This is a genomic window from Oscillatoria sp. HE19RPO (assembly GCF_024220515.1).
Lineage (GTDB): Bacteria > Cyanobacteriota > Cyanobacteriia > Cyanobacteriales > Laspinemataceae > Laspinema.
In genome coordinates this window covers 1-24,081 of record NZ_JAMXOT010000200.1, presented here as the reverse complement: position 1 = coordinate 24,081, position 24,081 = coordinate 1, and the positions used below count along the sequence as shown (strand labels likewise).

The window sequence follows — 24,081 nt, the reverse complement described above, 5'->3', positions numbered from 1 at the left end:
ATCGCATTAAAACCGGGACCTCTATTCTGGGGGAGGGACCTCATATCGTTCTACCAGTAGAGTGCATTGTAAAAACCAGAATGGAGGTTGAAACTTAAAATAGGTTTCTTGTGACCTTGCGGGTATCTGAACTAAGGTAAGGGAACTCCAAAAAATAAAATCCCCAAAAAACCCGCACCCTAAAGGGTGGGGCTACACGGACAAAGCCCGCCTGCGCGGGCTAAAAGAGCCTTGTTAGGTGTGATCGCATCAAAGCAAGGATGATTTATTTGTTGGAATACCCTAAGCAGTTTTATGGTTTCTTCTGCATATCGATCACCTCTAAATTGACTTTTGAGATCCAGAACACTGCACAGAGGCCCCTTCTGGGTCACCCTTAACAGATAATGGGATAAATTCACCATAAAAAAGGAAAGATTGGCTGCATTCGTCACCCCGGTCTCCTTAATATTCATAAAGTCTTCTAGGCCCCAAAATTGTTTGGCATCTCTAAAGTTAAATTCTATTTGAAATCGCAGTCCATAATAATCAATTATTTTTTCACAACTTAAGTTCACATCGCTGGAGAATAAAATGACATGGCTTTGGCTTGAAGTCCGTTGGTTGGTTTTTACTATAATCACGACATTCAAATCTTGGGCAAATTCTTTGTGTAGAAGAGTCGCTTGATAAATCTCCGTCGTGATTTTGTTTTTGTCCGTTGTCTTTTTTTTTTAATACTGGGCGGGAATTTGACCAACATGAAGCCTGGGTCCATACTTGGCTTTAGTTTTTTGTTCTGGATTAGAGGGTTTGTAAGGAAAATACAAAGCGGAGTCTTGGCGCAATTTAGAAATTAAATGAAGTTTTAATTGACGAGCCATTTGCAAGGCGTTATTATTTCCGAAATGTCGGTCCAGCAATAAATACGTCAAAGGGAATAATTGATTTATACAGCCCAGCAATCGAGCAATTGCTGCCTTAATCCGCACTAACTCTGGAGTAAAAGTTACTTGTGTTTTGTCTTTATTCTTGCTCCCGGGGGGTCGGCCTCCTTTATTTTTGACTAGAGCTTTATCCCCCTTATCCTGAAGGCTACTTTCATCTGGGGGGCCTGATTTATAATTTTTTGCTGATTTTTTCTCCTGGGATTTAGCTTGCTTTTTCTCTAGGGCTGCCGCTTTTTCTTCGGGAGTTTTTATGGTTTGTTCTATATGAATGGGAAAAGATTTTCTTTATTGAACGCTAACTAAAGACAAAGCAAAGAAAGATAACCCCGGCACTGGCTTGCCGTATAAGCTGGAAAAAAATCGCTCAAGACCGTGAGTTTCTTTTCCAGCTTTGGTGACAACCACTTCATCGCCAACGAGCAAATAAATGTCATCTTTTTTGAACAAATGAAGGACGAAAAAATACCCACAACATTGTGGCCCAAGGTAAAATCGTGTAAAAGAATCGTTGTACCGTGCGATAACTGCCCCCAATTGGGATCCAACGAGAAATCCCCAACATGGTCACTCGGCCCTCCATTGCCAGTATGGCTTTAGCAATCCGGCTTAATTGACGGACACTTGTGGTCCCTATGACTGGGCTGAGGCATTGTAAAAGTGGTAAGATGTCTTTCATGGGCTAATGTAGGGCTCATTTGTGGTTGTGGTAAACAACAAGTGTACTACGTTGGCCCTCCCTTTTTTTTGGCGAAGGTATTGACCATTAGGAGGGTTTATTTTTGAGGTGCTATGCTGACTAAATAGAAGTGGAATGCGATCGGCTTCTTGATCAAGGGCAATACAATTTAAGGAGTGGGAGCATCTTGCTCGCTACGGCTTCTATAACAAACTGATGGAGACTCGCTCTATCTAATATTCACGGACAATTGTGATCGGAATGCGATATTCAGTTTTAAGTCGGTTTCAGGGAACCCTACTCGGTGCTAATATAGGCTATGGGATAGGCAGCGGTGTGATTTCCTTGAGCGGACCTCGGCTTGAGGTGCGCCCGAGGCCAGGGGAAAATGAATACTGGGTGGCGAGTGGGAAAAGTTTAATTCAAAAGGGGGGATTTGACGCCTCAAGCTGGTTTGAGGCAGTCGCCTCGGTGTCTCAACGGTCCGAAGGAATTGAAGCAACGGCAATCTTAGAGAGCGATCGCCTGATGGCTGTGCTTCCGATTCTCCTCTTCTATCATGAACAATTAGAATTTTTGAGAACCACCCTATATCAGATTAGTGACCTTTTGTCAATCCCCTTAGCCGAAAGAGATGGACTGTTGGCCCTGGGGTATGCGATCGCCGCCAGTTTGACGGAACGGCTGAACCGGCACAGTTTGATTGGAGAAACCATTGCTTATCTTCAGGAAAGTCCATCCCCTCTGGTTATCCAACTGGCCATTGTTGAAACCCTCCTCGCCGAAGGAGTCAGCTTAGAACGGGTTCGAGAACAATTGACCCGGACTGAGGGGACCGCCACCCTCCCCTTTGCCCTAGGCTTTTACTGCTTTCTGAGTACCCTAGAAGACTTCCGATTATCCATCAGTCGGGCTACGCGCACGGGGAGTCAATCCGGTGTGACAACCGTCATTACGGGAATGTTGTCCGGGGCTTATAATAGCATTCCGGGCATCCCCTGGACTTGGCAACAGGGTCCATTGCCAACGGATAAAAGCTTTCACCTAGGCGATCGCCTTCTCGCCACTTGGTCTGGGGTCTATGATGCTCACCATCAACCGGAAGAAGCCATTCATTTTCGCGCTGTGGCTGCACCAAATGTCATTCGTCCCTGGCCACTCTAAGACCCCAGTTCCCTAGAGGAAGACCCAAAAAATCGGATTTTTTTAAAAAAATCTCCACTCATTCGCCACGTTCAAAACAGCCCAAAACCCCAGGATTGGGTCCGCTCGATCTCATCCAGAACGGATGCCCTCAGCAAAGGATGCGGGTTTGACCCCCCCGCATCTGGATTGACCGAACCGATCCCCGGCAGTGGGGGTGAAGATTTAGGCTTCGGAAGACTGCCTCTATAATATTGCATAAAGCCTTGCCTTCTACTCCTAGCAATCCTCTATTTTAGAACAGGCACGAGAGATCCATGAGATCAATTCAGATGCTGACTCGGCAACTCGAACAATGGGGAAAAGATTGCGCCAACATTTACTCGCGCAATCTTTCCGACCGCAATCGGCTGAAGAGTGGGACCCTCCCTCAAGGGTCCCCTCCATCTAGGCCCCACGAGTTACCCGCCCCTCCCCGTCAAGGTTCGACCGAACCGACAGCTTGGAAAAAGGGACTTCAATCTCGGATGAATAGCACAGTCCATTCACCTGTAGCGGTTCTGCTGGCGGTGACTTGCCTCACCGCAACCATCGGACAGCGCTTTTACAATCAGCCCCAACTGGATGTAGGCACCATTGCCCCACAAACCTTTATCGCCCCTGACGATGCTAGGGTAGAGGACACCAAAACCACCGAAGACAATCGCAGGGCGGCCCGCATTGGGTCCAGTCCAGTTTTAATGATCGATCGCCCCGTATCTCAGCAAATTGAGAAAGTCTTGCAACGAGTGTTGGACGAAGGGACTCAATTGCGCCAAGTCGGGGGACAATTTCCCTTTGTGGATACCAGCATCTTGTCTACTTCCACCCAGCTTTATCTCAGACAGGCGCAAGAGTGGGAATATAACGCAGTGGTGAGGGCAGCCGGAGAAGATGAACCCCTGGTAGAACTCCCCAGGGATTCAGTTGAGGACCTCGACCCCAATAACTCATCTCGGACAGCTTGGGCGGTCGAACGGGGTCTGTTAACGGACTCCGGACAGCAAGCGGTGATGGAACTGCAAGCCTACCGCAAACGCGGGGGGTCCGTGGCGTTTTCGACCTTGATTGAGCAAATTTCCCAGGCGCGTCAAACCTACCGTTTAGCGGTGGCGGCGATCGCCGATACCACCAGTATCGCCTCAACCCATATTTACGGGCTCAACTTATTTGAACTCTCCGATGAAGAGTGGATTCAAACTCAATTAGGTCTCCACAATGCCTTACAGCGGATGTTGTCCCAAGGGATTCCCCAGGGACTGCCCAAAAATATTCTGCAAATGGCGGTGATGATTCAGTTAGAGGGTCAGGTCCCACAGGGGGCCGTGGAACTCTCTCAGACTTTGCTGTTAGAGGTCCTGCAACCTAATTTAACTAAAGATTTAGAACGGACCCGAGTTCGCGCTGAACAAGCGGCCCTGGAAGTCAAGCCAGTGTTTGTCAGCGTTGAAGCCGGGGAGGTGATTATTGAACAAGGCGAACCAATTTCGCAGTCGCAATTTGTGCTTCTCGATCGCTTTGATATGAGTCGCCGGGAAATTAATTGGCTGGGACTCTTTGGGTTTGGCGGAACGGTGACGATCGCCGTGGGGATTTTTTGGCTGACGGAACGGCGGGTTCATCCGAAGTTACGACGGCGCGATCGCTGTCTGGTGTTACTCCTGTCCTTGACGGCCCCCCTGCTGATTTCTCTGGGGGTCCCTTACACCACCTTACCGGCAGTCGGCTTATTACTCGGTAGTTTCTATGGGTCTTTCCTCGGGGGGACCGTTGTGGGACTTCTGAGTATGCTCTTACCCCTGGGGATTGAAATCGAGTGGACTTATTTACTGGCGAATGCGGCGGCGGGTATCATCAGTGGCATTCTAGCCGGACGAATGCGATCGCGAGAAGAACTGGCAATGGTTGGGGGTGTGGCGGGTTTAACCCAAGGGGGAGTTTACCTGGTTGGGACCCTGATTCCCAGTGCCACTGCCGGGACCATCTGGTACACGATTTTGGGGGCCGCTGGGATTCAGGCGATCGCTGGGGTCTCCTGGAGTATTGTCGCCCTCGGCTTGAGTCCCTACCTCGAACATCTATTTGACCTGGTAACCCCCATCCGTCTGGCAGAACTGGCGAACCCCAATCGCCCTCTCTTAAAACGCTTGGCTTCCGAAGCGCCGGGGACCTTCCAACATACCCTGTTTGTCGCCACCCTCGCCGAAGCTGCCGCCAAGGAACTCGGCTGTAATGTGGAATTGATTCGCACGGGTACCCTGTATCATGACATCGGTAAAATGCACGACCCCCAAGGGTTTATTGAAAACCAAATGGGAGGACCGAACAAACATGATGAAATTGATGACCCTTGGGAAAGTGCGGCGATTATTAAAAAGCACGTCAGCGAAGGGCTGGTGATGGCGCGGAAATTCCGTTTACCGAAAGCGATTCAAGCCTTTATTCCCGAACATCAAGGCACGATGTTGATTGCTTATTTTTATCATCAAGCGAAACAACGTGCGGAACAAGAGGGGCGAGAAGTCCGGGATGAAGATTTCCGCTATGATGGACCGATTCCCCAGTCTCGGGAAACGGCGATCGTCATGTTGGCGGACTCTTGTGAGGCAGCCTTACGCAGTCTCAAAGATGTTACCCCAGAGGAAGCCCTGAATATGGTGAATAAAATTCTCAAAGCCCGGTGGCAAGACAATCAACTGGGTGAGTCCGGTCTGAAACGGGAAGAAATGCCGAAAATTGCCGAAATTTTTGTGAGAGTTTGGCAACAGTTCAATCACAAACGGATTGCCTATCCCAAAGCGGCGCTTTCTCTCCAGTCTAAGTAAGGGGAGGGGGAAATTAACCCCCTGCTTATACTTAACCTTTGACTCCAGTCCCGGCATCCGTGGGGACAATGTATTGCTGCAAGAGGAGAAATAAGAGTAAGACTGGGGCGACGGCGATCGTTGACCCTGCCGCAATCAACCGCCAATCTAAGGAAAATGTCCCTTCTAATCGCGCCACCCCTAGGGGTAAGGTATAAAATTCTGGGCGGTCAATGACCAGTAACGGCCACAGAAAATCACTCCAAGACCCGATAAAGACAAACAGCGCTAACGTCACCAGCGCAGGTCTCACCGCCGGAATCATCACATTCCACCAAATCCCTAATTCTGAACAGCCATCCATTCGTCCTGCTTCTTCTAACTCTTTCGGCACCCCTTGAAAGGCTTGGCGTAACAAAAAGATGCCAAAGGCTGAGGCGAGAGAGGGGAAGATAATCCCTAAATAAGTGTTTTTTAATCCCAATTGGACAGTTAAAATATACAAGGGAATCATCACGATTTGAAAAGGAATCATAATCGTCGAGACTATCCCGGAAAAAATTAGATTCCGGCCCGGAAATTCTAATCGCGCCAGGGGATAAGCCGCTAAAGCACAAAATATCAGATTAAAGGTCACTGTTAGGACCGCAACTAGGGTGCTATTAAACAGATATTGTCCGAAGGGACTCGCTTCCCAGACCCGAACAAAGTTCTGGAAAGTGGGTTCGCCCGGTAGGAATTGCGGAGGAACTTGAAAGATGTTTTCACTCGGGGATTTGAAGGCGGTACTTACCAGCCAAAGTAAAGGCAGGAGGGTGAGGAAGGCGACTGCACTCAACAGGGCATAGAGGGCCAACCGTTTCCATCGGGACTGGGTTTGACGCGAAGCGGTCAGCTTGAGGGAATCTTTCATAGAGGTGAGCCTTTAAAGTTGAGAATAAAGACAATTAAAGTGATTTAAACGGGAATATTTTAACACAAAAATTAGGGTTATTCTATTTCTATCCCAATTTTAGTATTTGTCAATTTTTGCAAAAAATCGTTGAATCGAATCGGATAGCACCCTGATTTAAAGTTCCATTTTTTATAGACTCTTAACACTTGAAAATTACCAAAGTAATATCATCAGTTAAAGCAACCTCTCCAATAAACTGATTAAAATCGACTAAAACCGCCTGTTTGATGTCCTCCGAGGAGTGAGACCAAGCTTCCCTCAAAACATCACAAAATCTCTCAATTCCATACATTTGTTTGGCCTGATTCCGAGCTTCGGTAATACCATCAGTATAAAGCACGACTCCATCCCCGGGTCCGAGTTCAAGAGTTAGGTAATTTAAAAATGCGGTGATATCCTCTTCGAGTCCAATGGGTAAGCCTAAATCCATCGTGTCAATTCGCTCAAGCGTACCGTTGGCTCGACCGATAATCACCTCTTCATGTTGACCACTAATAGTTAAGTTTGAATTGGCGTAATTAATCAGAGACAAAGTAATACTTTTATCGCTGTTCATGCGCTCGATATTTTTAAACAAAGTTTTATTTAAAGTTTTTAATATCTCCACGAAGTCATAGCTTTCCAATTCAATTAAGGTGCGGACCGCGACTTGAGTCATTACCATTAAAATTCCACTTTCTAAGCCATGTCCGGTGACATCCCCAATGCAAAAGGTAATCCCTCCTGGATGGGGGAGAATATCGTAATAATCTCCCCCCACTTCTGTGGCAGATTGCATATAAGTGGCGATATCCAGTTCTTCAATGCCTTGCAGTTTTTCGGGTTTCGGTAACACCATGTTCTGAATTTCCGTGAGAATCAGCAGTTCGGCTTCCATGCGGCCATTCTCAAGGGTGAGTTTGTGATTTAAAGCGGTGATGAGTTGATTGGCTTTGGCTAATTCCTTCGTGCGTTCTTTGACCTTTTCTTCTAACTGGTCAAACAAATCTTTGAGTTGGTGAGCCATTGCATTAAAAGATTTGGCCAGTAGGCCAATTTCATCGTGCTTTTTAGCAATGACAGACTGAGTTAAATCTCCTTTTGCCGTTAATTGAACCGCCCGGTTTAACTGGCGCAGGGGTTGGATAGTTTGGGTTGCAATCATCCAAGTGATTCCACTCACAGCGATGAGAACACCCACAGCAAGGAAGACGGAAAATTGCCAGAATTGCTGAACTTGACTTAAAATTTCTGATTTTTCTTGTTGAACGATCGCCCCCCATCCGTTGGATAAGAGGATACTGTAAGAGACCCATTCATTCTGGTCACTATCCTCAAAAATCAGTAAACCGGAACGACCGTTCAGTAGAGATTTGACCGGGGGATAGTCATGAAAGTCTTGTAAAGCTTTAAATTGATGTGAGTGAGGATGCGCGAGGATTTTTCCCTGGGAATCTACGACAAATGCATACCCGGTTTCATCCACCTGAATGGCTTGGACTTGTTCAGTGACTTCTGTGAGAGTCATGGCTAAGGCGAGAACGCCCACGATTTCCGGTTCCTCACCATAGAATGTCTGTTTAATGGGGGTGGAAAAAACAATAGCGGGTTTGTCTAAGGTTCGTCCTAAGAGGATTTCTCGGGAGACTTCTTGTCCGGCGATCGCATTTTTAAAATACTCGCGATCGCCATAGTCAATGAAGGGTTTGCCATCGCTGCGGGCCACATTAAATCCATCAGTATCCAGGGTGTTAATCAGATAAATATCTTGATACACGGCAATCCCTGCCTGTAAAACGGGTTCTTGTTCTTCCCAATACATATTCTTGATAGCCGGTTGCAAACTCAAATTTTTCAGGATTTGCACGACTTTCTCATCCCATTGGGTTACCTTATGGGCCAGAGACTGCCCTTGCAACATCAGTTTTTCTTCCGCCTCCTGCCGGAGAATTTGACTCCCTTGATAGCTGGCAATCAGCAGAGTTCCAAACATGGGAAGAACAACGGATCCAGAAATTAATAGGGTCAATCGCAAACGCAGACTGGTTTTAAATAATAACGCGACCATAATTGATACTCTCCAGGGGTAGAGGAGATTAGAGGTTAAATGGGAGAGGGATCAATCCTCCCCGTTGATCGGGATGAATCATTCAATCCGATTCTCCCTTCAAATTTTCGGGAATGCGATCGGACGCCTCCCCCAGGAATCAGCCAAACCTTGGGGAAATTTCTCCTTTGCCGAAGGGCGATCGCCTAACCTTTAATTTACCAGTTTCATCCAGTTTGCACCCTGCTTGAGAACCGTTTAGCTTGCTTATTTTCCGATCAATAAAGGAATTTACACCTATTATTGATTTTATCCTCCTCGATCCCACGGGGTCAAGAGTTTCGACCTCTGCCGGATGGAGTCAGTGAAAATAGGAGGGAGTTGGACGGAAGACTGCTCTTTTTTAAGGCAATAATTTCTGGTGTTCCAGTACAATTTATCCCCAATTAGATCCGCTGACCCTGGCGAAGATGTCGCTTTCGCGTAAGTTGGCTGCAGTAACGGCGATCGCCTGCTGGATTTCAATTCCCACAGGTTGGCACTGTTGTTATACGGATACAATTCCTGAATCACCGATCGCCTCCTGGAAATGGGTCACAAATTGGTGGTAGTTATCAACAATTTCTAGCCATTTCAGGAAGCCAGAATATTGATTAATCCTAAAGTTTACATCCCCCTTAGTCCAAATAAAACCATTACAAATGACAAATAAAAAAATGTAATAAAACCTTAAATTTTTCCCGAAAAACCGGGGTTTCTCTCCCATCTACTCCCTCTCATTCCGATGGGATTTGTCTCAATCCGACTTCTGTACAAACTCCCTGCAAGGGTTTATCCCAGGAGGCGATGGGTAAGTCCAGTAAATCGCCAAAATTGAATAAAATACCTACGGTGGGTTTAGATTGCCATTGGGGAAGAGATAGCAGGCGATCGTAAAATCCACCGCCATATCCGAGGCGATACCCCTGGCGATCGCATCCTACCGATGGGACTAAAATTAAATCCACTTCCTCCGGTGTCAAGATAGGCGCATCCGGTAGCGGTTCTAAAATTCCATATTTCCCCGGTTGTAGCGTATCCCCAATACTGTAGCGATGCCAAACTAACTGCTTGTTAACACAACGAGGCAGTCCCCATTGATGATTGGTGTCGGTGAATAAAGAACTTAAATCCGGTTCTTGGCGAAAACTAATATAGGCTAAAATCTTTAGGGATTGCTGATATAAATCCGAGGATTTTAAATGGCAACAAAGGCGATGACTTTTCTCCTGCCATTCTTCTGGAGAAAGTGCTTTCCGCTTTTGGAGTAACTTGAGTCTGAGTTGGGCTTTCTCTAGTTGAGGATCGAGAGAAATTTGGGAATTGTCAATCATAAAATTGTGACCGTAATTGCACAAATTCTAAACATTAAATCCTGAATAATAATGTAGAGGCGATTCGCGAATCGCCTCTACATTGAGGGGGTATTCTAAAAACAGGATAATCCGCTATCATTAGCCGTTTCTAGTCACCCAAATTGCTACCTAAGCCGCATTTTCCCGATACCAAGCAATGGTTTTTTGCAAGCCTTCTTTAAACCCAACCTCTGCCGTAAATCCAAACTCTTTTTTAGCCAGTTCCGTATCTAAACAGCGGCGAGGTTGACCATTGGGTTTGTCGGTATCCCAAACCAATTTTCCCTCAAATCCCATCAATTCGCAAATCAGTTCAATTAAGTCGCGAATGGTAATTTCATATCCCGTTCCCAGATTAACCGGGTCAGATTTATGGTAAGATTGGGTAGCCATGACAATCCCTCGGGCGGCATCGGTGGAGTAGAGAAATTCCCGAGACGGGGTACCATCGCCCCAGACTACTAATTCTTTATCTCCCCGTTCTTGGGCTTCATGAACTTTGCGAATTAAGGCGGGAATGACGTGAGAACTGCTGGGGTCGAAGTTATCTTCCGGTCCATATAAGTTAACCGGCAGTAAATAAATGCCGTTAAAATCATATTGTTGTCGATAGGATTGCAGTTGGACTAATAAGGCTTTTTTGGCAATCCCATAAGGCGCATTGGTTTCTTCTGGATAGCCATTCCAGAGGTCATCTTCTTTGAAGGGGACCGGGGTGAATTTGGGATAGGCACAGATGGTGCCGACACAGACAAATTTTTGCACGCCTGCTTGATAGGCGGCATGAATGAGTTGTGTCCCCATCATCAAGTTGTCATAGAAGAGTTCGGCGGGTTTTTCGCGGTTTAACCCGATTCCACCGACATGGGCGGCGAGGTGAATGATAATATCTTGTTGTTGGACGACCTGCTGACACACTTCCATGATTCGCAGGTCAGAATCACGCGATCGCGGAACGGTAATTTTATCTGAGTCAGCCCCATTTTGGGTTAATTGGTCGATGACTTGCCGACCTAAAAATCCGGCCCCTCCGGTGACGAGAATGCGTTTTTCTTTTAAGTCTAATGATTCCATTTAGCTTGACCTCTGATACTTAATACTTGAACGAGGCGGCGATCGCACGTTAGCTTGCTTGAGGAAGAGGCCCCCTCCCCAAGACACCGGGGAGGGGACTGGATTGGGTGGAGAATTAGTCCACCATGTGCCCACTGTCTTGGCGGATGAAGGCGCGATCGATAATCGGTTGTCCTGTGGGAGATTCTACCCCGATCGCCTTGAGGTCGGAATCCACCATTAAAGCGACCAATTGTTCAAAGGTAATCGAAGGTTCCCATCCTAATTTTTCCTTCGCTTTACTGGGGTCGCCAATTAATAAATCCACTTCCGCAGGACGGAGGTAGCGGGGGTCGAATTCCACATAATCTTCCCAATTCAGGTTAACGAAATTAAAGGCTAAATCCAAAAATTTGCGGATGGTATGGGTTTCATTGGTGGCAACGACATAATCATCCGGCTGATCTTGTTGCAGCATCAACCACATGGCGCGAACATAGTCTTTGGCATAGCCCCAGTCCCGTTTGGAATCCAGGTTACCGAGGAAGAGTTTCTTCTGCTTTCCGGCGACGATGCGGGCGACGGCGCGGGTAATTTTGCGGGTGACGAAGGTTTCGCCCCGTCGCGGGGAGTTATGGATCCAGCCCTGGCCGACTCCGGCATGGAAGGTGCCACTGGTGGTTGCTAAGTCAAATAACCATCCTTGATAGTTGATGGGTTCAGCGGTGACAACTTGGGCGCGGGTGGTGCCTTGGGGTGGGGTGGCGTTGATGTGAATTTGATACTGAAACCCGTCGCCTTGGGATTCGGTGGCAATCCAGGCGGGTTGTTCCAGGGTGGTAATGGACATCCAGTAGAGTCCAGCAGCGAGGAGGGCGGAGGGAGTTTGGACGGTGAAACTGTCTCCAGCGAGGGGAGAAACGGCTTTAAATCCATCTAAAAAGGCTAAACGTTCCCGATCGCCTGCGTTGAGAATCCGCTTGGGAATGCGTTTGTCTTGGGATTTGCTGTACAGTTCGGACCGCAAGTAGTCACTGTAGGCCGGGTTGCCGGATAGCTGGAGACGGGATGCGGCAAGGCGATCGCAATTTCCACCGGAGACTTTTCGCCAAGAGGCGGCGAGGCGATCGCCTACAGCGCTGTCCGGAATTGTCAAAGTTACTTGACTTGAGTTATCAATTTCTGCGGCAGCAACAAGTACCCCGAGTAACCATGCCTCAGTTTCAGTGAGATCAAGTTGTTCCGGCGACTGCGGCAAATCAATCAACGCCAAGGAATCCCCAACTTTGACCTCACCGGCAGGTTTTTCCACTGCCGATTCGCCCTGTTGCACAAACACAACGTGATCCCTGGTGGCATGATAAACCGCACCCTCTGCCGCAATCCGATGTACGGTTTTATTGGGTTGTGCTGTGGCCCCATTCCAAGTGGCGGTCATGCAAGTCACTTGCACCCACCCTTGAGCATCCCAGACTTCCAACCCGTTGCCGTCTCTAATGTCCGTGGTATATCGATTTTTGTGACCTGCATCGGTGTGATGGGGGACAATTTCCGCAATGGGTACCAGGTCAATTAATCCATCCTGACGAATGAATACGGGGGTGTTATCAATCACGCATTCATGGTTAAACAGGATGCCATTACAGGCAAATAAATCATAAGATTCGCGATAATTGACCGTTTGCCAATGGGCGTAAACTTTGGCGCAGGAATAGGGACTCCGGGGATAAAACGGGGTTGTTTCCTTCTGGGGGACTTCCAGGACCTTACCAAACATTTCCGAGGAACCCGCTTGATAGAACCGGACTTGGATCCCGGTGCGATGTTGATAGTCGCGGATTGCTTCTAATAGGCGCAGGGTTCCCATTGCCACAGTATCCACGGTGTATTCTGGGGAGTCAAAGCTGACTCGGACATGGGATTGAGCGCCCAGGTTGTAAATTTCAACGGGTTTAACTTCTTCGAGAATCCGGCGGAGAGTGACCCCATCGGTTAAGTCGCCGTAATGGAGAAATAACCGGGCGGCTTCACTATGGGGGTCCACATAAAGATGGTCAATCCGGTCGGTATTGAAGGTGGAAGTCCGGCGGATAATCCCGTGGACTTCATAGCCTTTTTCTAGTAATAATTCGCTTAAGTAAGAACCGTCTTGGCCGGTGATGCCGGTGATTAATGCCCGCTTACGTTGCTGCGTCATTTTTGATTTTTCCTCTCAACCTCAAGTTAAGTCTTTGGACTCAAAGTGGCGATCGCCTGAGTCTGTACTGAACCGCACCCTAATGATTCTTTAGTTTTGACCCCTATCCTGGGAATTTTCGCTCAGGGGGGATTTATCAAATCAGTCTTTCACTTTATCGTGAATTTTGGCAGTTAATGTGAAGGAACCCTATAGTTTTGGCATAGTTTTGGCGAACTTTTGGCGAACTTTTTGTAAATCGAGTCGTCCGGTTTCCGTTACCGGATGTTACTGGATTGTACTTCCTCGGGGTAGCAACTGTCACCGTTTCCTTGAATTTTCCCCCGAGGTTTGGGGTAGAAATGCAAAAAATTTGCTGAAGCCTTACGTCCTCAGCATAATTCCCGACTGCAGTCGGTTTGTTAAAGGGGGTGAACTGCACCAGCAAGAGCGCTGATGCAGCTCAGAGCAACAAGGCCCGTTAATACGCCCCATTATTTTTAGGGAACAGCACCACTTTAAGGGTTTTTAAGACAATCCACAGGTCCATCCACAAGTTTTTAAAATTGACATAATAAACGTCAATTTGGATACGTTTGGGATAGGGAATGTCATTTCGACCAGAGACCTGCCAGAGTCCGGTAATTCCGGGTTTAATGGTGAGGACTTTATCGATATATCGGCCATATTTTGGCAATTCCTCAACCACTAAGGGGCGAGGGCCAACCACGCTCATTTCACCTTTCAAAACATTCCAAAATTGGGGAAATTCATCCAGGCTAGTGATTCTTAGAAAATGACCGATCCAAGTAATTCTGGGGTCTTGCTTGAGTTTGAAATTATCCTCAAATTCTTGACGCAGATGAGGGGAAGTTTCCATAATATCCAGCAAAACTTCGTCGGCATTGAGCACCATTGTCCTGAATTTAATACATCCGAATTTTTGGCGGTTCTTGCCAACGCGCTCCTGCACATAAAAAATTGGGCCGGGGGAGCTAATGTAAATCAGCAGACCCAAAATCGCGTAAACCGGGGAAAACACGATTAGAACGCACAGGGAAAACACAACGTCGAACAGCCGCTTGGAAAATTCTCCGTTGATCCCACTCAGGACGAAAGGCCAAAAAGTCCGTCTGGCAACCGCCCGAATCACTTTGCCGGAGATGAGTTGGCTATCGGCAGTCATCTTACTCCTTTAATTCACACCACACACAGTCCTGATTGTAAAGCCTTCAGACGTTTTGCACCGCGTCTGGAGAGTTCAGGTCACAGACACCCAGACAAAACCGACTCTTTCAAAGTGCCTGTCCTGCTGAGTCTGCGCGATTCATGCCGATTTACTTCCCGTCAGGAGGAGTTGATTACACCCTCATCGCCTCAATCCTTGCAAATAGCAGATTATTGATACAGGGGATGGAAAGAAAGCGAAAGCAGATTGTTTGGCTGATTTAATAGTGCGATCGCCCAACTTAAAGGGTCCCAGCAAGTCTTGTTTACCCATATACCATAAACCTGAATTTTTATCAAGCTTTCGTCATAAATTCCCGATAACACTCATCGATAAAATGGCGGTAACGCTCCTGAAACACCTCGGGAGCAAATTTGGACGCTTGTTCGGGCCCCGCCTGGGGATTAAACTGCGATCGCAACTCTTCAAAGCGCTCCACCGCCTCCATTAATGCCCCTTCGGTTTGCTGACCAAAAAATAATCCAGTCCCCTCAGAGGGATGGTTTCGGATATCCAGAACCGTCTCTAACGCCCCACCCGCCCCATAGGCAATCACCGGAGTCCCACAAGCTTGCGCCTCCACTAAGGCAATGCCAAAATCCTCGCAGGCGGCATAAACAAACGCCTTCGCTCGTGCCATATAGTCCTCCACCACCGCATCCGGTTGTTCCCCCAACACCTCCACATTTGGACCGGCGATCGCCCGAATTTCTGCCAACTCTGAACCCGTCCCAATCACCACCAACCGTTTCCCCAACTGATTAAATCCCCGCACAATCGTCGCTACCTTCTTATAAGGCACCAACCGCGCCACGGTTACATAAAAATCCTCCTTCTGAGGTTCAAACCGAAACCGCTCCACATTCACCGGCGGATAAATCACTGCCGCTTCCCGCCGATAACAGCGCCAAATTCGCCGCGCCGTATGCTGGGAATTGGCAATAAAATAATCCACCCGATTCGCCGAAATCACATCCCACTGTCGCAATCGATGCAGCAAATACCGCGTCAACACTCCCGGCAATCCTCGCCCCGCCCCACTATTGTGTAAATAATCAAAAGTTAAATCCCAGGCATAGCGCATCGGTGTATGGCAGTAACAGATATGCATCTGATGCGGGGCCGCCAGCACCCCCTTCGCCACCGCATGAGACGAAGATAAAATCACCGAATATTCACGCAAATCTAACTGTTCAATCGCCAGAGGTAACAAGGGTAAATATTTTTGCACCCCCTTTTTTGCCAGTGGAAACTGTTGCAAAAAGGTTGAACCAATCTGCCTTTTAAATAAATAACTCTCAGGATTTGTAGATTCAAAATCAATCAACGCATACAAATCCGCATCCACTGCCTTGAGAATCTCTTTCACCACTAATTCGGAACCTCCAGTGGCATAAGGCGTCAGCCATTCATGCACCAAAGCATAATTTTTTACCATCAAATCCGCCGGATCTAGCAAATCTCTTCTCGTTCTCTTCGGACCATCTCAATTTTGCCTGAAAACCGCCCTGACCTCTCCCGGCCCTCTCCTAAGAGGAGAGGGAGAATAATCCAATTTTTTTATTGTTAGAAGGAGATTATTACATCTTTCTCCCCCTTCCCTTGTAGGGAAGGGGGCTGGGGGGTTAGGTCTCTTTTCCCTCATTCCCAGACTCTGCGTGGGGAATGCCAAATCAGGTCAATAAAAGTCTTTCTCCCCCTTCCCTTGTAGGGAAGGGGGTTGGGGGGTTAGGTCTCTTTTCCCTCGTTCCCAGACTCTGCCTCCTACCTCCTTAAGGTTTGGGAATCACAAAATTGCTATAACTCAACTCCGTAATCGCCGTCCATTGGTATATTTCCTCGCGAAATGTATTCCATTGTTCATAAATCCCGCGAAAGGTGGCATCTTGACTTGCATTTTCTTCATACAACTCAAAAGTGACTTTCTTCGCCGCGTCGATAATTTCTTGACTGTAGGGAAGTAACTGAGTCCCCCCAGCTTTTAAAGTTGCCAGAGCTTCGCGATTGAGCACTTCATACTGAGCCAGCATATTCAAATTCGCCTCATACGCCGCCGTTTTGAAGATTTCTTGATAATCCTGGGGCAGTTGGTTCCACTGGGACAGGTTCACCAACACATCCAAGGTCGGTCCTGGTTCCCACCAGCCGGGATAATAGTAAAAGGGTGCCGCTTTATTTAATCCCAATTTGAGGTCATCGTAGGGGCCAACCCATTCCGCTGCATCGATCGCCCCTCGTTCCAAGGCGAGAAAAATTTCCCCTCCAGGCAACACCTGGACGTTCACCCCCAATTTTTCCATCACCTGTCCCCCCAGTCCTGGAATCCGCATTTTTAACCCATTCAGGTCCTGGACGCTGTTGATTTGACGCTTAAACCAGCCCCCCATCTGCACCCCGGTATTGCCTGCGGGAAAATTAATAATATTGAAATCGCTATACAGTCTCTGCATGGCCTCTAATCCCCCGCCATGATACAGCCACGCATTCTGCTGTTGGGCATTTAATCCGAAGGGGACCGAGGTGGCAAAGGCGAGGGCGGGATTTTTGCCAATGTAATAATAACCGGCAGTATGTCCGCATTGGACGGTGCCACTTTGCACCGCATCGAGGACCTGTAATCCCGGGACCAGTTCCCCCGCAGGATAGGGGCGAATCTCAAAGCGGTTATCGGTCATTTCGGCGACCCGTCGGGCGATGGTTTGCGCGCCCCCATAGATGGTATCCAGGGAGGCGGGCCAACTGGTGGCCATATTCCAGCGAATTCTGGGCAAACTATCCCGAGAGGCGGCAGGGCCTTGGGCTGCGGGACTACAGGCGGTGGCGGCAGCGGCACTCAGGGCACCTATGGCCCCATGACCGATGAGTTTTCTACGTTTCATAGTCTGTTTTTACCTTGCAGGAGGGTTGAGGGTTTTGCGGTGGCAAACACCGGATGATCTACGTTGTGAAGGTTGGTCCGGGATACTGATTTTATCACCCATTGAAACTCTAAACTCTAAACTCCCCATGCTCTGGTTTTTTTTAGCAATTTCGACGGCTTTTTTTACGTCGCTCAAGGATGTTTTAGGGAAAAGAACCCTACGCAATATTGATGCCCCGATTGTGGCTTGGTCTTGGTCCTTTTTTACGGCGTTGGTGTTATTGCCGGTGCAAGTTTTGGGGGGAATTCCCGAGTTGGGCAGTCAATTTTGGGTTGCCCTGGGGGTGGGCAGTGTGCTGAATGCGATCGCCTTTCTGTTATATATCCAGGCGATTAGTACCTCAGATTTATCCCTCTGTTTACCCCTGATTGCCTTTTCTCCCCTGTTTATGGCGATTACTTCTCCGATTATTGTGGGGGAATGGCTCAGTTGGGCGGATGGGTTAGGAATTGGGTTGATTGTCGGGGGGTCTTATTTGTTAAATCTCCAGGACCGCAGGCGGGGATATTTTGCGCCGTTTCAGGCGCTGGTGAGAGAACCGGGGCCAAAGTTAATGTTATTGGTGGCGTTCCTGTGGAGTATTACTTCTAATGTGGATAAGGTGGGGGTCCAAAATTCTTCGCCGCTATTTTGGAGTTTTGCGGTGTTCTCGGCGATCGCCTTGTTGCAATTTCCGTTAATATTCTCCCAGTCTAAGGATCCAGGGGGTCAGATTTTGAAACATTGGCTGGGGTTGAGTCTGATGGGACTCTGTACGGCGATCGCAGTCCTGTTTCAAATGCAGGCATTGAAACTAACCCTGGTGGTTCAGGTGATCGCCATTAAACGCACTAGCGTTCTATTTGGGGTGTTGTGGGGTAAGTTCCTGTTTCACGAGTCCGGGATTCGCGATCGCTTCTGGGGGGCCACAACAATGCTGTTAGGAGTGGTCTTAATGACGCTGTTTTAACCCCGGGGATCTGAGTCCCCTGGGCAATCCCAGAGGGGGTCAGTTTTTTCGGTCCTTCTCAACCGGGGGACATTCCCCGGTAAAATAAGAAAAATAGAAGGCAGACCAGAAAATAGACCCGTAGTGCTATTCTGAGATGCCAAGAGGAGGGTGCTGCACTCAAGCTGTGGTCTCTCGTTCGCGATCGGTTCTGCGAGAGTTTCTCCGAATCCGAATAAAATGGGAAAGTAGAGATGGCTGGAGCAACTTTAATCTATGTCCAAACTTAGACTCATGGTAGTGGATGATGAGCGAGACAACCTGGATTTACTGTACAGGACGTTTCGCCGTGAATTTCAAGTACACAGAGCAGAAAGCCCTCTCGATGCGATCGCCCTGCTGGATTCAGAAGGGGAAATGGCGGTGATTATTACGGACCAGAGTATGCCGGAGATGACGGGTCTGGAACTGTTGAGCAAGGCGAGAGTCCGTTTCCCCCATACCATTGGCATTCTGTTAACCGGGTACAGTGAGGATGCCCTAGAAGCCTCGGAAGACATGATGAATAAAGCTAATGTTTTTAAATGCATCAGTAAACCGTTTGATACTCAGGACCTCAAGGCACTTGTTCAAAAGGCGGCTGAAATATACCAAACTAACAAGCAAAGCGCATAATTTTAAGAAAGCAGCTCTTTTTCCCCATTCAGCGTGAATGGGGATTCCCCGATGGGTGGATTGTCCCTAAAACACGGATGAGCCAGATCCGGTGGGATTGCCTAGGAACACTCCCGAGGAGAAAATTAGGCGATCGCCTTTCCCCCAATCCCAGAACATTGCCCTTGCCATCGCAGACTACTGCTGGGGCAAACCGGCGAGTTGTTGCTACTTTTGATCCCAGTTCTCATCCCGGCGATCGCAGCGGTTGATTCCATTCCCAGGTCAGTTCTCTTCAAACCCTCTCCCCCGGATATTCACCCCCTTGAGTCACCCTCTCTCCCCAAGGTCTCAATCCCCGGGATCAAACTTAAACCCTAAACCCTAAAATCTCCCCTCTAAAACTCCAAATCCCTCCAACACAAATCTAGGGAATCCCTGACAAAAAGGCTATGAAATCCGGAGAACTTGGTTAATAATGAACAGTTGATCGGTATTGCAGTAGAGGCAAAAAGTAATGGGTCGCGCTACCAAAGTCGTCCTGGCATATTCTGGAGGAGTTGATACCTCCGTTTGCATTCCCTACTTAAAAGAAGAGTGGGGCGTTGAAGACGTGATTACCCTAGCGGCAGATTTGGGACAAGGTGAAGAACTTGGCCCGATTAAGGAAAAGGCTCTAACCTCCGGTGCCAGTATCTCCCTGGTGGAAGACGTGACGGAAATCTTTGTCAAAGATTATGCTTTTCCCGCCATTCAAGCCAATGCTCTGTATGAAAACCGTTATCCCCTGGGAACGGCCTTAGCTAGACCCCTAATCGCCAAAATCCTGGTGGAGGCGGCAGAAAAATATGGGGCCGATGCGGTGGCCCACGGCTGTACAGGCAAGGGTAATGACCAGGTGCGGTTCGATGTGTCGATCGCCGCTCTTAATCCCAATATCAAGGTCCTCGCACCGGCCCGGGAATGGGGCATGAGTCGGGAAGAAACCATTGCCTATGGTGAAAAGTTTGGCATCCCCACTCCCGTTAAAAAGTCCTCTCCCTACAGTATTGACCGCAATCTGTTGGGACGGAGTGTGGAAGCGGGTCCCCTGGAAGACCCCTGGACGGAACCGGAAGAAGAAATCTATGTGATGACGAAGGCGATCGCCGATACTCCGAATGAACCGGAATATGTGGAAATCACCTTTGAGCAAGGTCTCCCCACCCATGTCAATGGCAAGGCCCTCTCTCCCGTGGCCCTGATTACGGAGTTGAATGACGTGGTGGGTCGTCATGGGGTCGGACGCATCGATATGATCGAAAATCGTCTGGTGGGCATTAAATCTCGCGAAATCTACGAGTCTCCGGCTCTCCTGGTCCTGATTCAAGCTCACCGAGATATCGAAAGTCTCACCCTAACCAAAGATGTCACCCAATACAAGCGCGGCATCGAAGAAACCTACAGCCAATTGGTTTATAACGGTCAGTGGTACAGTCCCCTGAAGATGGCCCTGGATGCGTTCATCGAAAAGACCCAAGAGCGAGTCTCGGGCACGGTCCGGATTAAACTGTTCAAGGGAACGGCGAATATTGTCGGACGCAAGTCGAATGAGTCTCTCTATGCGCCGGATCTGGCGACCTATGGGGCGGATGATACCTTCGACCATAAAGCAGCAGAAGGGTTTATCTATGTCTGGGGTCTGCCCACTCGGATTTGGTCTGAGAAGGTTAGAGGCAACTAATTTAACCCTTTAATCAATGGTAATAAGGCAAAAGAATCGCGTTATCTTTTGCCTTTTGCCATCGGTGTTATTTAATTATTCGGTTATTCAATATATAGCGCGTCTACATGGATTGGATAATTTCTTAAAAAACTGGGAGCAATTGTAGGGTGGGCATTGCCCACCTTTAGTTACTTTAGTTACGGTGGGCAATGCCCACCCTACTCCTATTGTTAGACTGCTGCAAGACGCGCTATATAAGAGGGGATTGCCGCTACAACTGCTGTCATGCCGATCGCCATCCCTGCGGGTGATGCGGGTGAATGTTCTGTGGTGTTACCTTATCAAAACACAGGTTAATTATATTAAATTTTAAAAGCGTGTTGTATGCTACCTACTCTGAATGAGTAGAGCGCTTACAATTGGACTGATTAGAGCCAGTATCGGTCACTTTCGCGTTCGGAGTGATTGAATTCACAACCAAGCGGTGATGGGTGACAACCCTCATCGGACAAATTGGAGGGATGCTGGAACAAATACCGTGCTGCTGTCTTCAGTGCGTCTTTAATTATCAAGTCCTAATTAAGATATTTTTTGAGGTAAACCGATGAAGTCCTCTCAAGCCATCCGTCAGCCGATCGTATTTCAGCCCCAAGCCTGTTTAGATGAAGCAACCCTCGCGAGCATCGAACAAACTGTTGCTCAGTACGATCGCCCGACGTTATTCGCGATTGACATGAGTCAGGTGGATCTGATTGACAGTTCTGGATTATTTACCCTGGTTTCGGCCCTGAGAACCGCTAGAGAGCATGGATCTCGCCTGATCATCTACAACCTGAAAAGCCCTGTTCGGGTCATTTTTGAAATTACTCAGCTCGATCGCATCTTTGAGATTTTTGACACCCAGGAAGCCGCGCTGGCGGCGATCGCCCCAGAATTGTCCTCCTCTAGTCCCAATTCTGACCTCGCTGCGGCGTAACTCGTTCTGCTTCTAACCATCTGGGTGTTATCTCAATCAATCATTCATTTGAGGCGAGGGGGTAATTTTCCCTCTCAATTTGCCGTCCCTTCTGGAAAAGCATCACTTAACTAGCCTCATTTTCAATCAGGAACAATCGTGAGGTCATAAATCGGCTGTCGGGTCAAGCAGTACCAATGACAGGTGAACAAATCCGGGTCTTGAACGCCCAAACTGGCTAGGGCGGGAATGCCTGGAAACGGCCAGAGGCGATCAAACCATAGACCCTGCTCATCCCATCCAAACTGAATTAAATAGGTTGCCGGGGGCGCTCCTATCCACTGAAGCAGATTTCGTGCCAAGGCATAAAGGGTTTGTCGCCAACGGTCGGGCAAATGCACCGGCTGGATGTACTGGACTATCCCTTCACAGCCCGGTTGTTTCTCGTCCGCCAGTCCGATCACCTCCCCATAAATCGGACCTTTGGCCGTCAGCACCACCGGCAGCCACAGGTTACCTGTCCCCGTTGCCACCTGCCACCGTTCGTCGAGCGCGCAGCGCAACGATTCTACATCCTGACAAGCGCCATAATAGAGGGGGGGTAGCGCCACGATTAGCGAGTATGGGAGATTCAAGGTCAAGGGACAAAGCAGAACCTCACTATGCAGAACCTCACTATCCGGTGTAGGCAAGGTTCTTAGGTGAGAAGGTGAAACAACCTGCACCTCACAATTGGGATGGGTTTGAGCGATCGCCTGTTGGAGGGCTTCTACCATCCGGGCGATCGCCTGGGAGTCAGCACCGGGGAACCCCATTGCTGACGCCTCATCCTCAACAATAATCCAGACCTGACTAGGCATTACCCAAGGACGGTAAACTGATATCGCCACCCTCGCCACCGGAAATGCTAGGCAACTCCAGATGTCCGTTCTTGCGCTTGCTTCTAACGGCCAAGCGATAGCTGACACTTTGGAGTTCGGCATGGAGTTGGCGGTTTTCCCGTTGTAGGCGTTCCACCTTGTCTTTGACCTCTTCCATGCGATCGGCGAACTTCTGCCGATAAATTTCCGGTAATTCCTGGACCACCTGTTCCAGCATCCGGGCGCGATCGGTCAATTCCTGAACCGATTGGCGCAGATGATAAACCTCCCCATCTTTTTGAGCCATCTGCTCTTGGTAAAAGCTGACTTGCTCCTCCACCCCTTGCAGTTGTTCGCGCAAGGACCGCATTTGAGCCAGATATTCCTCGGGGACATCTTGAGACGATGGTAGCAGGGTGTTATTGCCCTTGACTAATCGAAAGAGTTCTTGGGAGAGTTGTTCAACAAGCTGGTCCCGCATCTGCAACTCTTCGCGCAGTTGAGACACTTCCGCCTGTAAGGAATGTAGGTTGGGGGCTTCTGATTGGCTCACGATCGTTCGCAGCTCCTTAATGAACTAAATATCAGTTTATGTAATTGTTAGCGGAAGTGGGGGCGATCGTCATCCTCCCCCAATCGGTGTTCTGTGTTAATTTACCATTTCAGTTCGAGATTGGCACTAATTTTAAACATTCTGTTAAGAAACTTCAGCATTTGATTCGGAACTTGGGTGGCTCCAGGCTCCTGAAAAGCCGGAGGACTTACCCAGATCCAGCTAAGGGAACTCCAAAAAATAAAATCTCCAAACCGTTCGTTCGTAGTGACGGATCAACGGAGTAACCCCGTCCATTTAGGGGCGTATTGCATACGCCCTCTTGGGCCTGCACATTTACTCCGACAGATACCTTCCTTTCAGTTGAACGTTTGGAGGATTTATATTTTGCAATCCCCTAAATGTAGGACGGATCAACGGAGTAACCCCGTCAATGTAGGGGCGTATTGCATACGCCCTCTTGGGCCTGCACATTTACTCCGACAGATACCTTCCTTTCAGTTGAAGGTTTGGAGGATTTATATTTTGCAATCCCCTAAATGTAGGGTTGATTCGCGAATCAACCCTACATTTAGATTTTTATCTGAAATCATGCCTAAGTCCTGACAAAATCTCGGCGATCGACACCAAAATCTAGGCGATCAACCCGGTTTCTGCACCCGACCCCTAGTCCGAGGGTAGGGGCCTCCCGCCCTCCATAAATCTTTACACAATTTTTACCCGAGCTTGACTGATTGATTAGGTATAGTTATGATTGTAGCTATTGCGATGAAGCAAAAAAAAGTTAAAATAGCTCTTAGCCGGAAACAAAAACAGCAGCAGTCCAGTTGTCTAGCACGGGTCCTCACCGACGGGGTGAGTAAAATTGGCCGATCGCCAGGTTTAATCAGGATGTAGAAAATGCTGAATGTTGGATGACCACCTCTAAGGGGAATTATGAATCCATCAGAAAAGTCCGAGAGTTTGGGAACTGCGCATCTTTAGAGCGCAGAGGAAAAACGAACGAGCGGTTTTAACCGCCTATCCCTTGCCTATCCCTTAGTGCTACAATGTAGTCATTAACGTTTTTAGCGTTTCATCCA

20 protein-coding genes and 2 pseudogenes are annotated in these 24,081 nt (G+C 48.3%); 9 read left to right on the top strand and 13 right to left on the bottom strand.

All coding sequences use genetic code 11. From position 1 onward, the window contains the following. Window positions 1-284 precede the first annotated feature (284 nt). Window positions 285-1,605: pseudogene (locus tag NG833_RS18550) on the bottom strand (transposase); the annotation flags it as partial. A gap of 261 nt (window positions 1,606-1,866) precedes the next feature. On the opposite strand from NG833_RS18550, the gene NG833_RS18545 reads away from it, so the two are divergent. Next, window positions 1,867-2,769 (top strand): ADP-ribosylglycohydrolase family protein, encoded by a 903-nt coding sequence (locus tag NG833_RS18545; RefSeq protein ID WP_254566755.1) that lies wholly within the window; start codon window positions 1,867-1,869, stop codon window positions 2,767-2,769. A gap of 296 nt (window positions 2,770-3,065) precedes the next feature. Next, window positions 3,066-5,612, top strand: coding sequence for an HD family phosphohydrolase (locus NG833_RS18540; RefSeq protein ID WP_254566754.1), 2,547 nt, complete (start codon window positions 3,066-3,068; stop codon window positions 5,610-5,612). 31 nt (window positions 5,613-5,643) lie between these two features. On the opposite strand, the gene NG833_RS18535 is transcribed toward NG833_RS18540, so the two are convergent. Then, complete coding sequence (locus NG833_RS18535; RefSeq protein ID WP_254566753.1) at window positions 5,644-6,504, bottom strand: carbohydrate ABC transporter permease; 861 nt, start codon at window positions 6,502-6,504, stop codon at window positions 5,644-5,646. Window positions 6,505-6,685: 181 nt separating this feature from the next. Then, entirely contained in the window at window positions 6,686-8,593 is a 1,908-nt protein-coding gene (locus tag NG833_RS18530; protein WP_254566752.1) for a SpoIIE family protein phosphatase, read from the bottom strand. 73 nt (window positions 8,594-8,666) lie between these two features. Between NG833_RS18530 and NG833_RS30510 the strand changes: the two genes are divergently transcribed. After that, entirely contained in the window at window positions 8,667-8,789 is a 123-nt protein-coding gene (locus tag NG833_RS30510; protein ID WP_256556056.1) for a hypothetical protein, read from the top strand. A gap of 271 nt (window positions 8,790-9,060) precedes the next feature. Then, window positions 9,061-9,183: a hypothetical protein gene (locus NG833_RS30505; protein WP_256556055.1), complete on the top strand. Its 123-nt coding sequence runs from the start codon at window positions 9,061-9,063 to the stop codon at window positions 9,181-9,183. Window positions 9,184-9,348: 165 nt separating this feature from the next. Here the strand turns inward: NG833_RS30505 and NG833_RS18525 are convergent, their stop codons facing one another. From NG833_RS18525 to NG833_RS18495, 7 genes and pseudogenes are all read right to left on the bottom strand, one after another. Continuing rightward, entirely contained in the window at window positions 9,349-9,945 is a 597-nt protein-coding gene (locus NG833_RS18525) for a 5-formyltetrahydrofolate cyclo-ligase (protein ID WP_254566751.1), read from the bottom strand. A 150-nt stretch (window positions 9,946-10,095) separates the two neighbouring features. Beyond that, complete coding sequence (locus NG833_RS18520) at window positions 10,096-11,040, bottom strand: GDP-L-fucose synthase (RefSeq protein WP_254566750.1); 945 nt, start codon at window positions 11,038-11,040, stop codon at window positions 10,096-10,098. 115 nt (window positions 11,041-11,155) lie between these two features. After that, window positions 11,156-11,869: a GDP-mannose 4,6-dehydratase gene (locus NG833_RS18515; protein WP_256556058.1), complete on the bottom strand. Its 714-nt coding sequence runs from the start codon at window positions 11,867-11,869 to the stop codon at window positions 11,156-11,158. Window positions 11,870-12,637: 768 nt separating this feature from the next. Then, a pseudogene (locus NG833_RS18510) lies at window positions 12,638-13,216 on the bottom strand (GDP-mannose 4,6-dehydratase); the annotation flags it as partial. 460 nt (window positions 13,217-13,676) lie between these two features. Then, complete coding sequence (locus NG833_RS18505; protein ID WP_207087562.1) at window positions 13,677-14,381, bottom strand: sugar transferase; 705 nt, start codon at window positions 14,379-14,381, stop codon at window positions 13,677-13,679. 337 nt (window positions 14,382-14,718) lie between these two features. Next, window positions 14,719-15,861: a glycosyltransferase gene (locus tag NG833_RS18500; RefSeq protein ID WP_254566756.1), complete on the bottom strand. Its 1,143-nt coding sequence runs from the start codon at window positions 15,859-15,861 to the stop codon at window positions 14,719-14,721. Window positions 15,862-16,195: 334 nt separating this feature from the next. Next, window positions 16,196-17,302, bottom strand: coding sequence for a TRAP transporter substrate-binding protein (locus NG833_RS18495; protein WP_254566749.1), 1,107 nt, complete (start codon window positions 17,300-17,302; stop codon window positions 16,196-16,198). A gap of 127 nt (window positions 17,303-17,429) precedes the next feature. Here NG833_RS18495 and NG833_RS18490 point away from each other — a divergent pair, with 127 nt between their 5' ends. Both NG833_RS18490 and NG833_RS18485 read left to right on the top strand, forming a co-directional pair. Next, a complete protein-coding gene (locus NG833_RS18490) occupies window positions 17,430-18,293 on the top strand; it encodes an EamA family transporter (RefSeq protein WP_254566748.1) in 864 nt (287 codons plus the stop codon). A 255-nt stretch (window positions 18,294-18,548) separates the two neighbouring features. After that, window positions 18,549-18,947 carry a response regulator gene (locus tag NG833_RS18485; protein WP_254566747.1) on the top strand — a complete coding sequence of 133 codons (399 nt, stop codon included), beginning with the start codon at window positions 18,549-18,551 and terminating at the stop codon, window positions 18,945-18,947. Between the two features lie 125 nt (window positions 18,948-19,072). On the opposite strand, the gene NG833_RS30500 is transcribed toward NG833_RS18485, so the two are convergent. After that, window positions 19,073-19,204 carry a hypothetical protein gene (locus NG833_RS30500; RefSeq protein WP_256556054.1) on the bottom strand — a complete coding sequence of 44 codons (132 nt, stop codon included), beginning with the start codon at window positions 19,202-19,204 and terminating at the stop codon, window positions 19,073-19,075. 239 nt (window positions 19,205-19,443) lie between these two features. Here NG833_RS30500 and NG833_RS18480 point away from each other — a divergent pair, with 239 nt between their 5' ends. Then, a complete protein-coding gene (locus NG833_RS18480) occupies window positions 19,444-20,649 on the top strand; it encodes an argininosuccinate synthase (protein WP_254566746.1) in 1,206 nt (401 codons plus the stop codon). A 586-nt stretch (window positions 20,650-21,235) separates the two neighbouring features. After that, on the top strand, window positions 21,236-21,607 hold the full coding sequence (locus NG833_RS18475; protein ID WP_254566745.1) for an STAS domain-containing protein: 372 nt from the start codon (window positions 21,236-21,238) through the stop codon (window positions 21,605-21,607). Between the two features lie 122 nt (window positions 21,608-21,729). Here NG833_RS18475 and NG833_RS18470 read toward each other — a convergent pair whose 3' ends face one another. Continuing rightward, entirely contained in the window at window positions 21,730-22,446 is a 717-nt protein-coding gene (locus NG833_RS18470; RefSeq protein ID WP_254566744.1) for a hypothetical protein, read from the bottom strand. Next, entirely contained in the window at window positions 22,439-22,999 is a 561-nt protein-coding gene (locus NG833_RS18465; protein WP_254566743.1) for an Npun_F5560 family protein, read from the bottom strand. Before NG833_RS18465 ends, NG833_RS18470 begins: the two co-directional genes overlap by 8 nt. A gap of 750 nt (window positions 23,000-23,749) precedes the next feature. On the opposite strand from NG833_RS18465, the gene NG833_RS18460 reads away from it, so the two are divergent. After that, the gene (locus NG833_RS18460) at window positions 23,750-23,896 is read left to right on the top strand and encodes a hypothetical protein (protein WP_254566742.1); all 147 of its coding nucleotides are present in this window, start codon (window positions 23,750-23,752) and stop codon (window positions 23,894-23,896) included. Window positions 23,897-24,081 lie beyond the last annotated feature (185 nt).

Coding starts and splice junctions, on each gene's coding strand:
- NG833_RS18505 (WP_207087562.1), bottom strand. CDS start 14,381: ATGACTGCCGATAGCCAACTCATCTCCGGCAAAGTGATTCGGGCGGTT.
- NG833_RS18490 (WP_254566748.1), top strand. CDS start 17,430: ATGCTCTGGTTTTTTTTAGCAATTTCGACGGCTTTTTTTACGTCGCTC.
- NG833_RS18530 (WP_254566752.1), bottom strand. CDS start 8,593: ATGGTCGCGTTATTATTTAAAACCAGTCTGCGTTTGCGATTGACCCTA.
- NG833_RS18470 (WP_254566744.1), bottom strand. CDS start 22,446: ATGCCTAGTCAGGTCTGGATTATTGTTGAGGATGAGGCGTCAGCAATG.
- NG833_RS18485 (WP_254566747.1), top strand. CDS start 18,549: ATGTCCAAACTTAGACTCATGGTAGTGGATGATGAGCGAGACAACCTG.
- NG833_RS18525 (WP_254566751.1), bottom strand. CDS start 9,945: ATGATTGACAATTCCCAAATTTCTCTCGATCCTCAACTAGAGAAAGCC.
- NG833_RS18495 (WP_254566749.1), bottom strand. CDS start 17,302: ATGAAACGTAGAAAACTCATCGGTCATGGGGCCATAGGTGCCCTGAGT.
- NG833_RS18545 (WP_254566755.1), top strand. CDS start 1,867: ATGCGATATTCAGTTTTAAGTCGGTTTCAGGGAACCCTACTCGGTGCT.
- NG833_RS18515 (WP_256556058.1), bottom strand. CDS start 11,869: ATGTCCATTACCACCCTGGAACAACCCGCCTGGATTGCCACCGAATCC.
- NG833_RS18500 (WP_254566756.1), bottom strand. CDS start 15,861: ATGGTAAAAAATTATGCTTTGGTGCATGAATGGCTGACGCCTTATGCC.
- NG833_RS18475 (WP_254566745.1), top strand. CDS start 21,236: ATGAAGTCCTCTCAAGCCATCCGTCAGCCGATCGTATTTCAGCCCCAA.
- NG833_RS18480 (WP_254566746.1), top strand. CDS start 19,444: ATGGGTCGCGCTACCAAAGTCGTCCTGGCATATTCTGGAGGAGTTGAT.
- NG833_RS18460 (WP_254566742.1), top strand. CDS start 23,750: ATGATTGTAGCTATTGCGATGAAGCAAAAAAAAGTTAAAATAGCTCTT.
- NG833_RS18535 (WP_254566753.1), bottom strand. CDS start 6,504: ATGAAAGATTCCCTCAAGCTGACCGCTTCGCGTCAAACCCAGTCCCGA.
- NG833_RS18520 (WP_254566750.1), bottom strand. CDS start 11,040: ATGGAATCATTAGACTTAAAAGAAAAACGCATTCTCGTCACCGGAGGG.
- NG833_RS30500 (WP_256556054.1), bottom strand. CDS start 19,204: ATGGAATCAACCGCTGCGATCGCCGGGATGAGAACTGGGATCAAAAGT.
- NG833_RS30510 (WP_256556056.1), top strand. CDS start 8,667: ATGAATCATTCAATCCGATTCTCCCTTCAAATTTTCGGGAATGCGATC.
- NG833_RS18540 (WP_254566754.1), top strand. CDS start 3,066: ATGAGATCAATTCAGATGCTGACTCGGCAACTCGAACAATGGGGAAAA.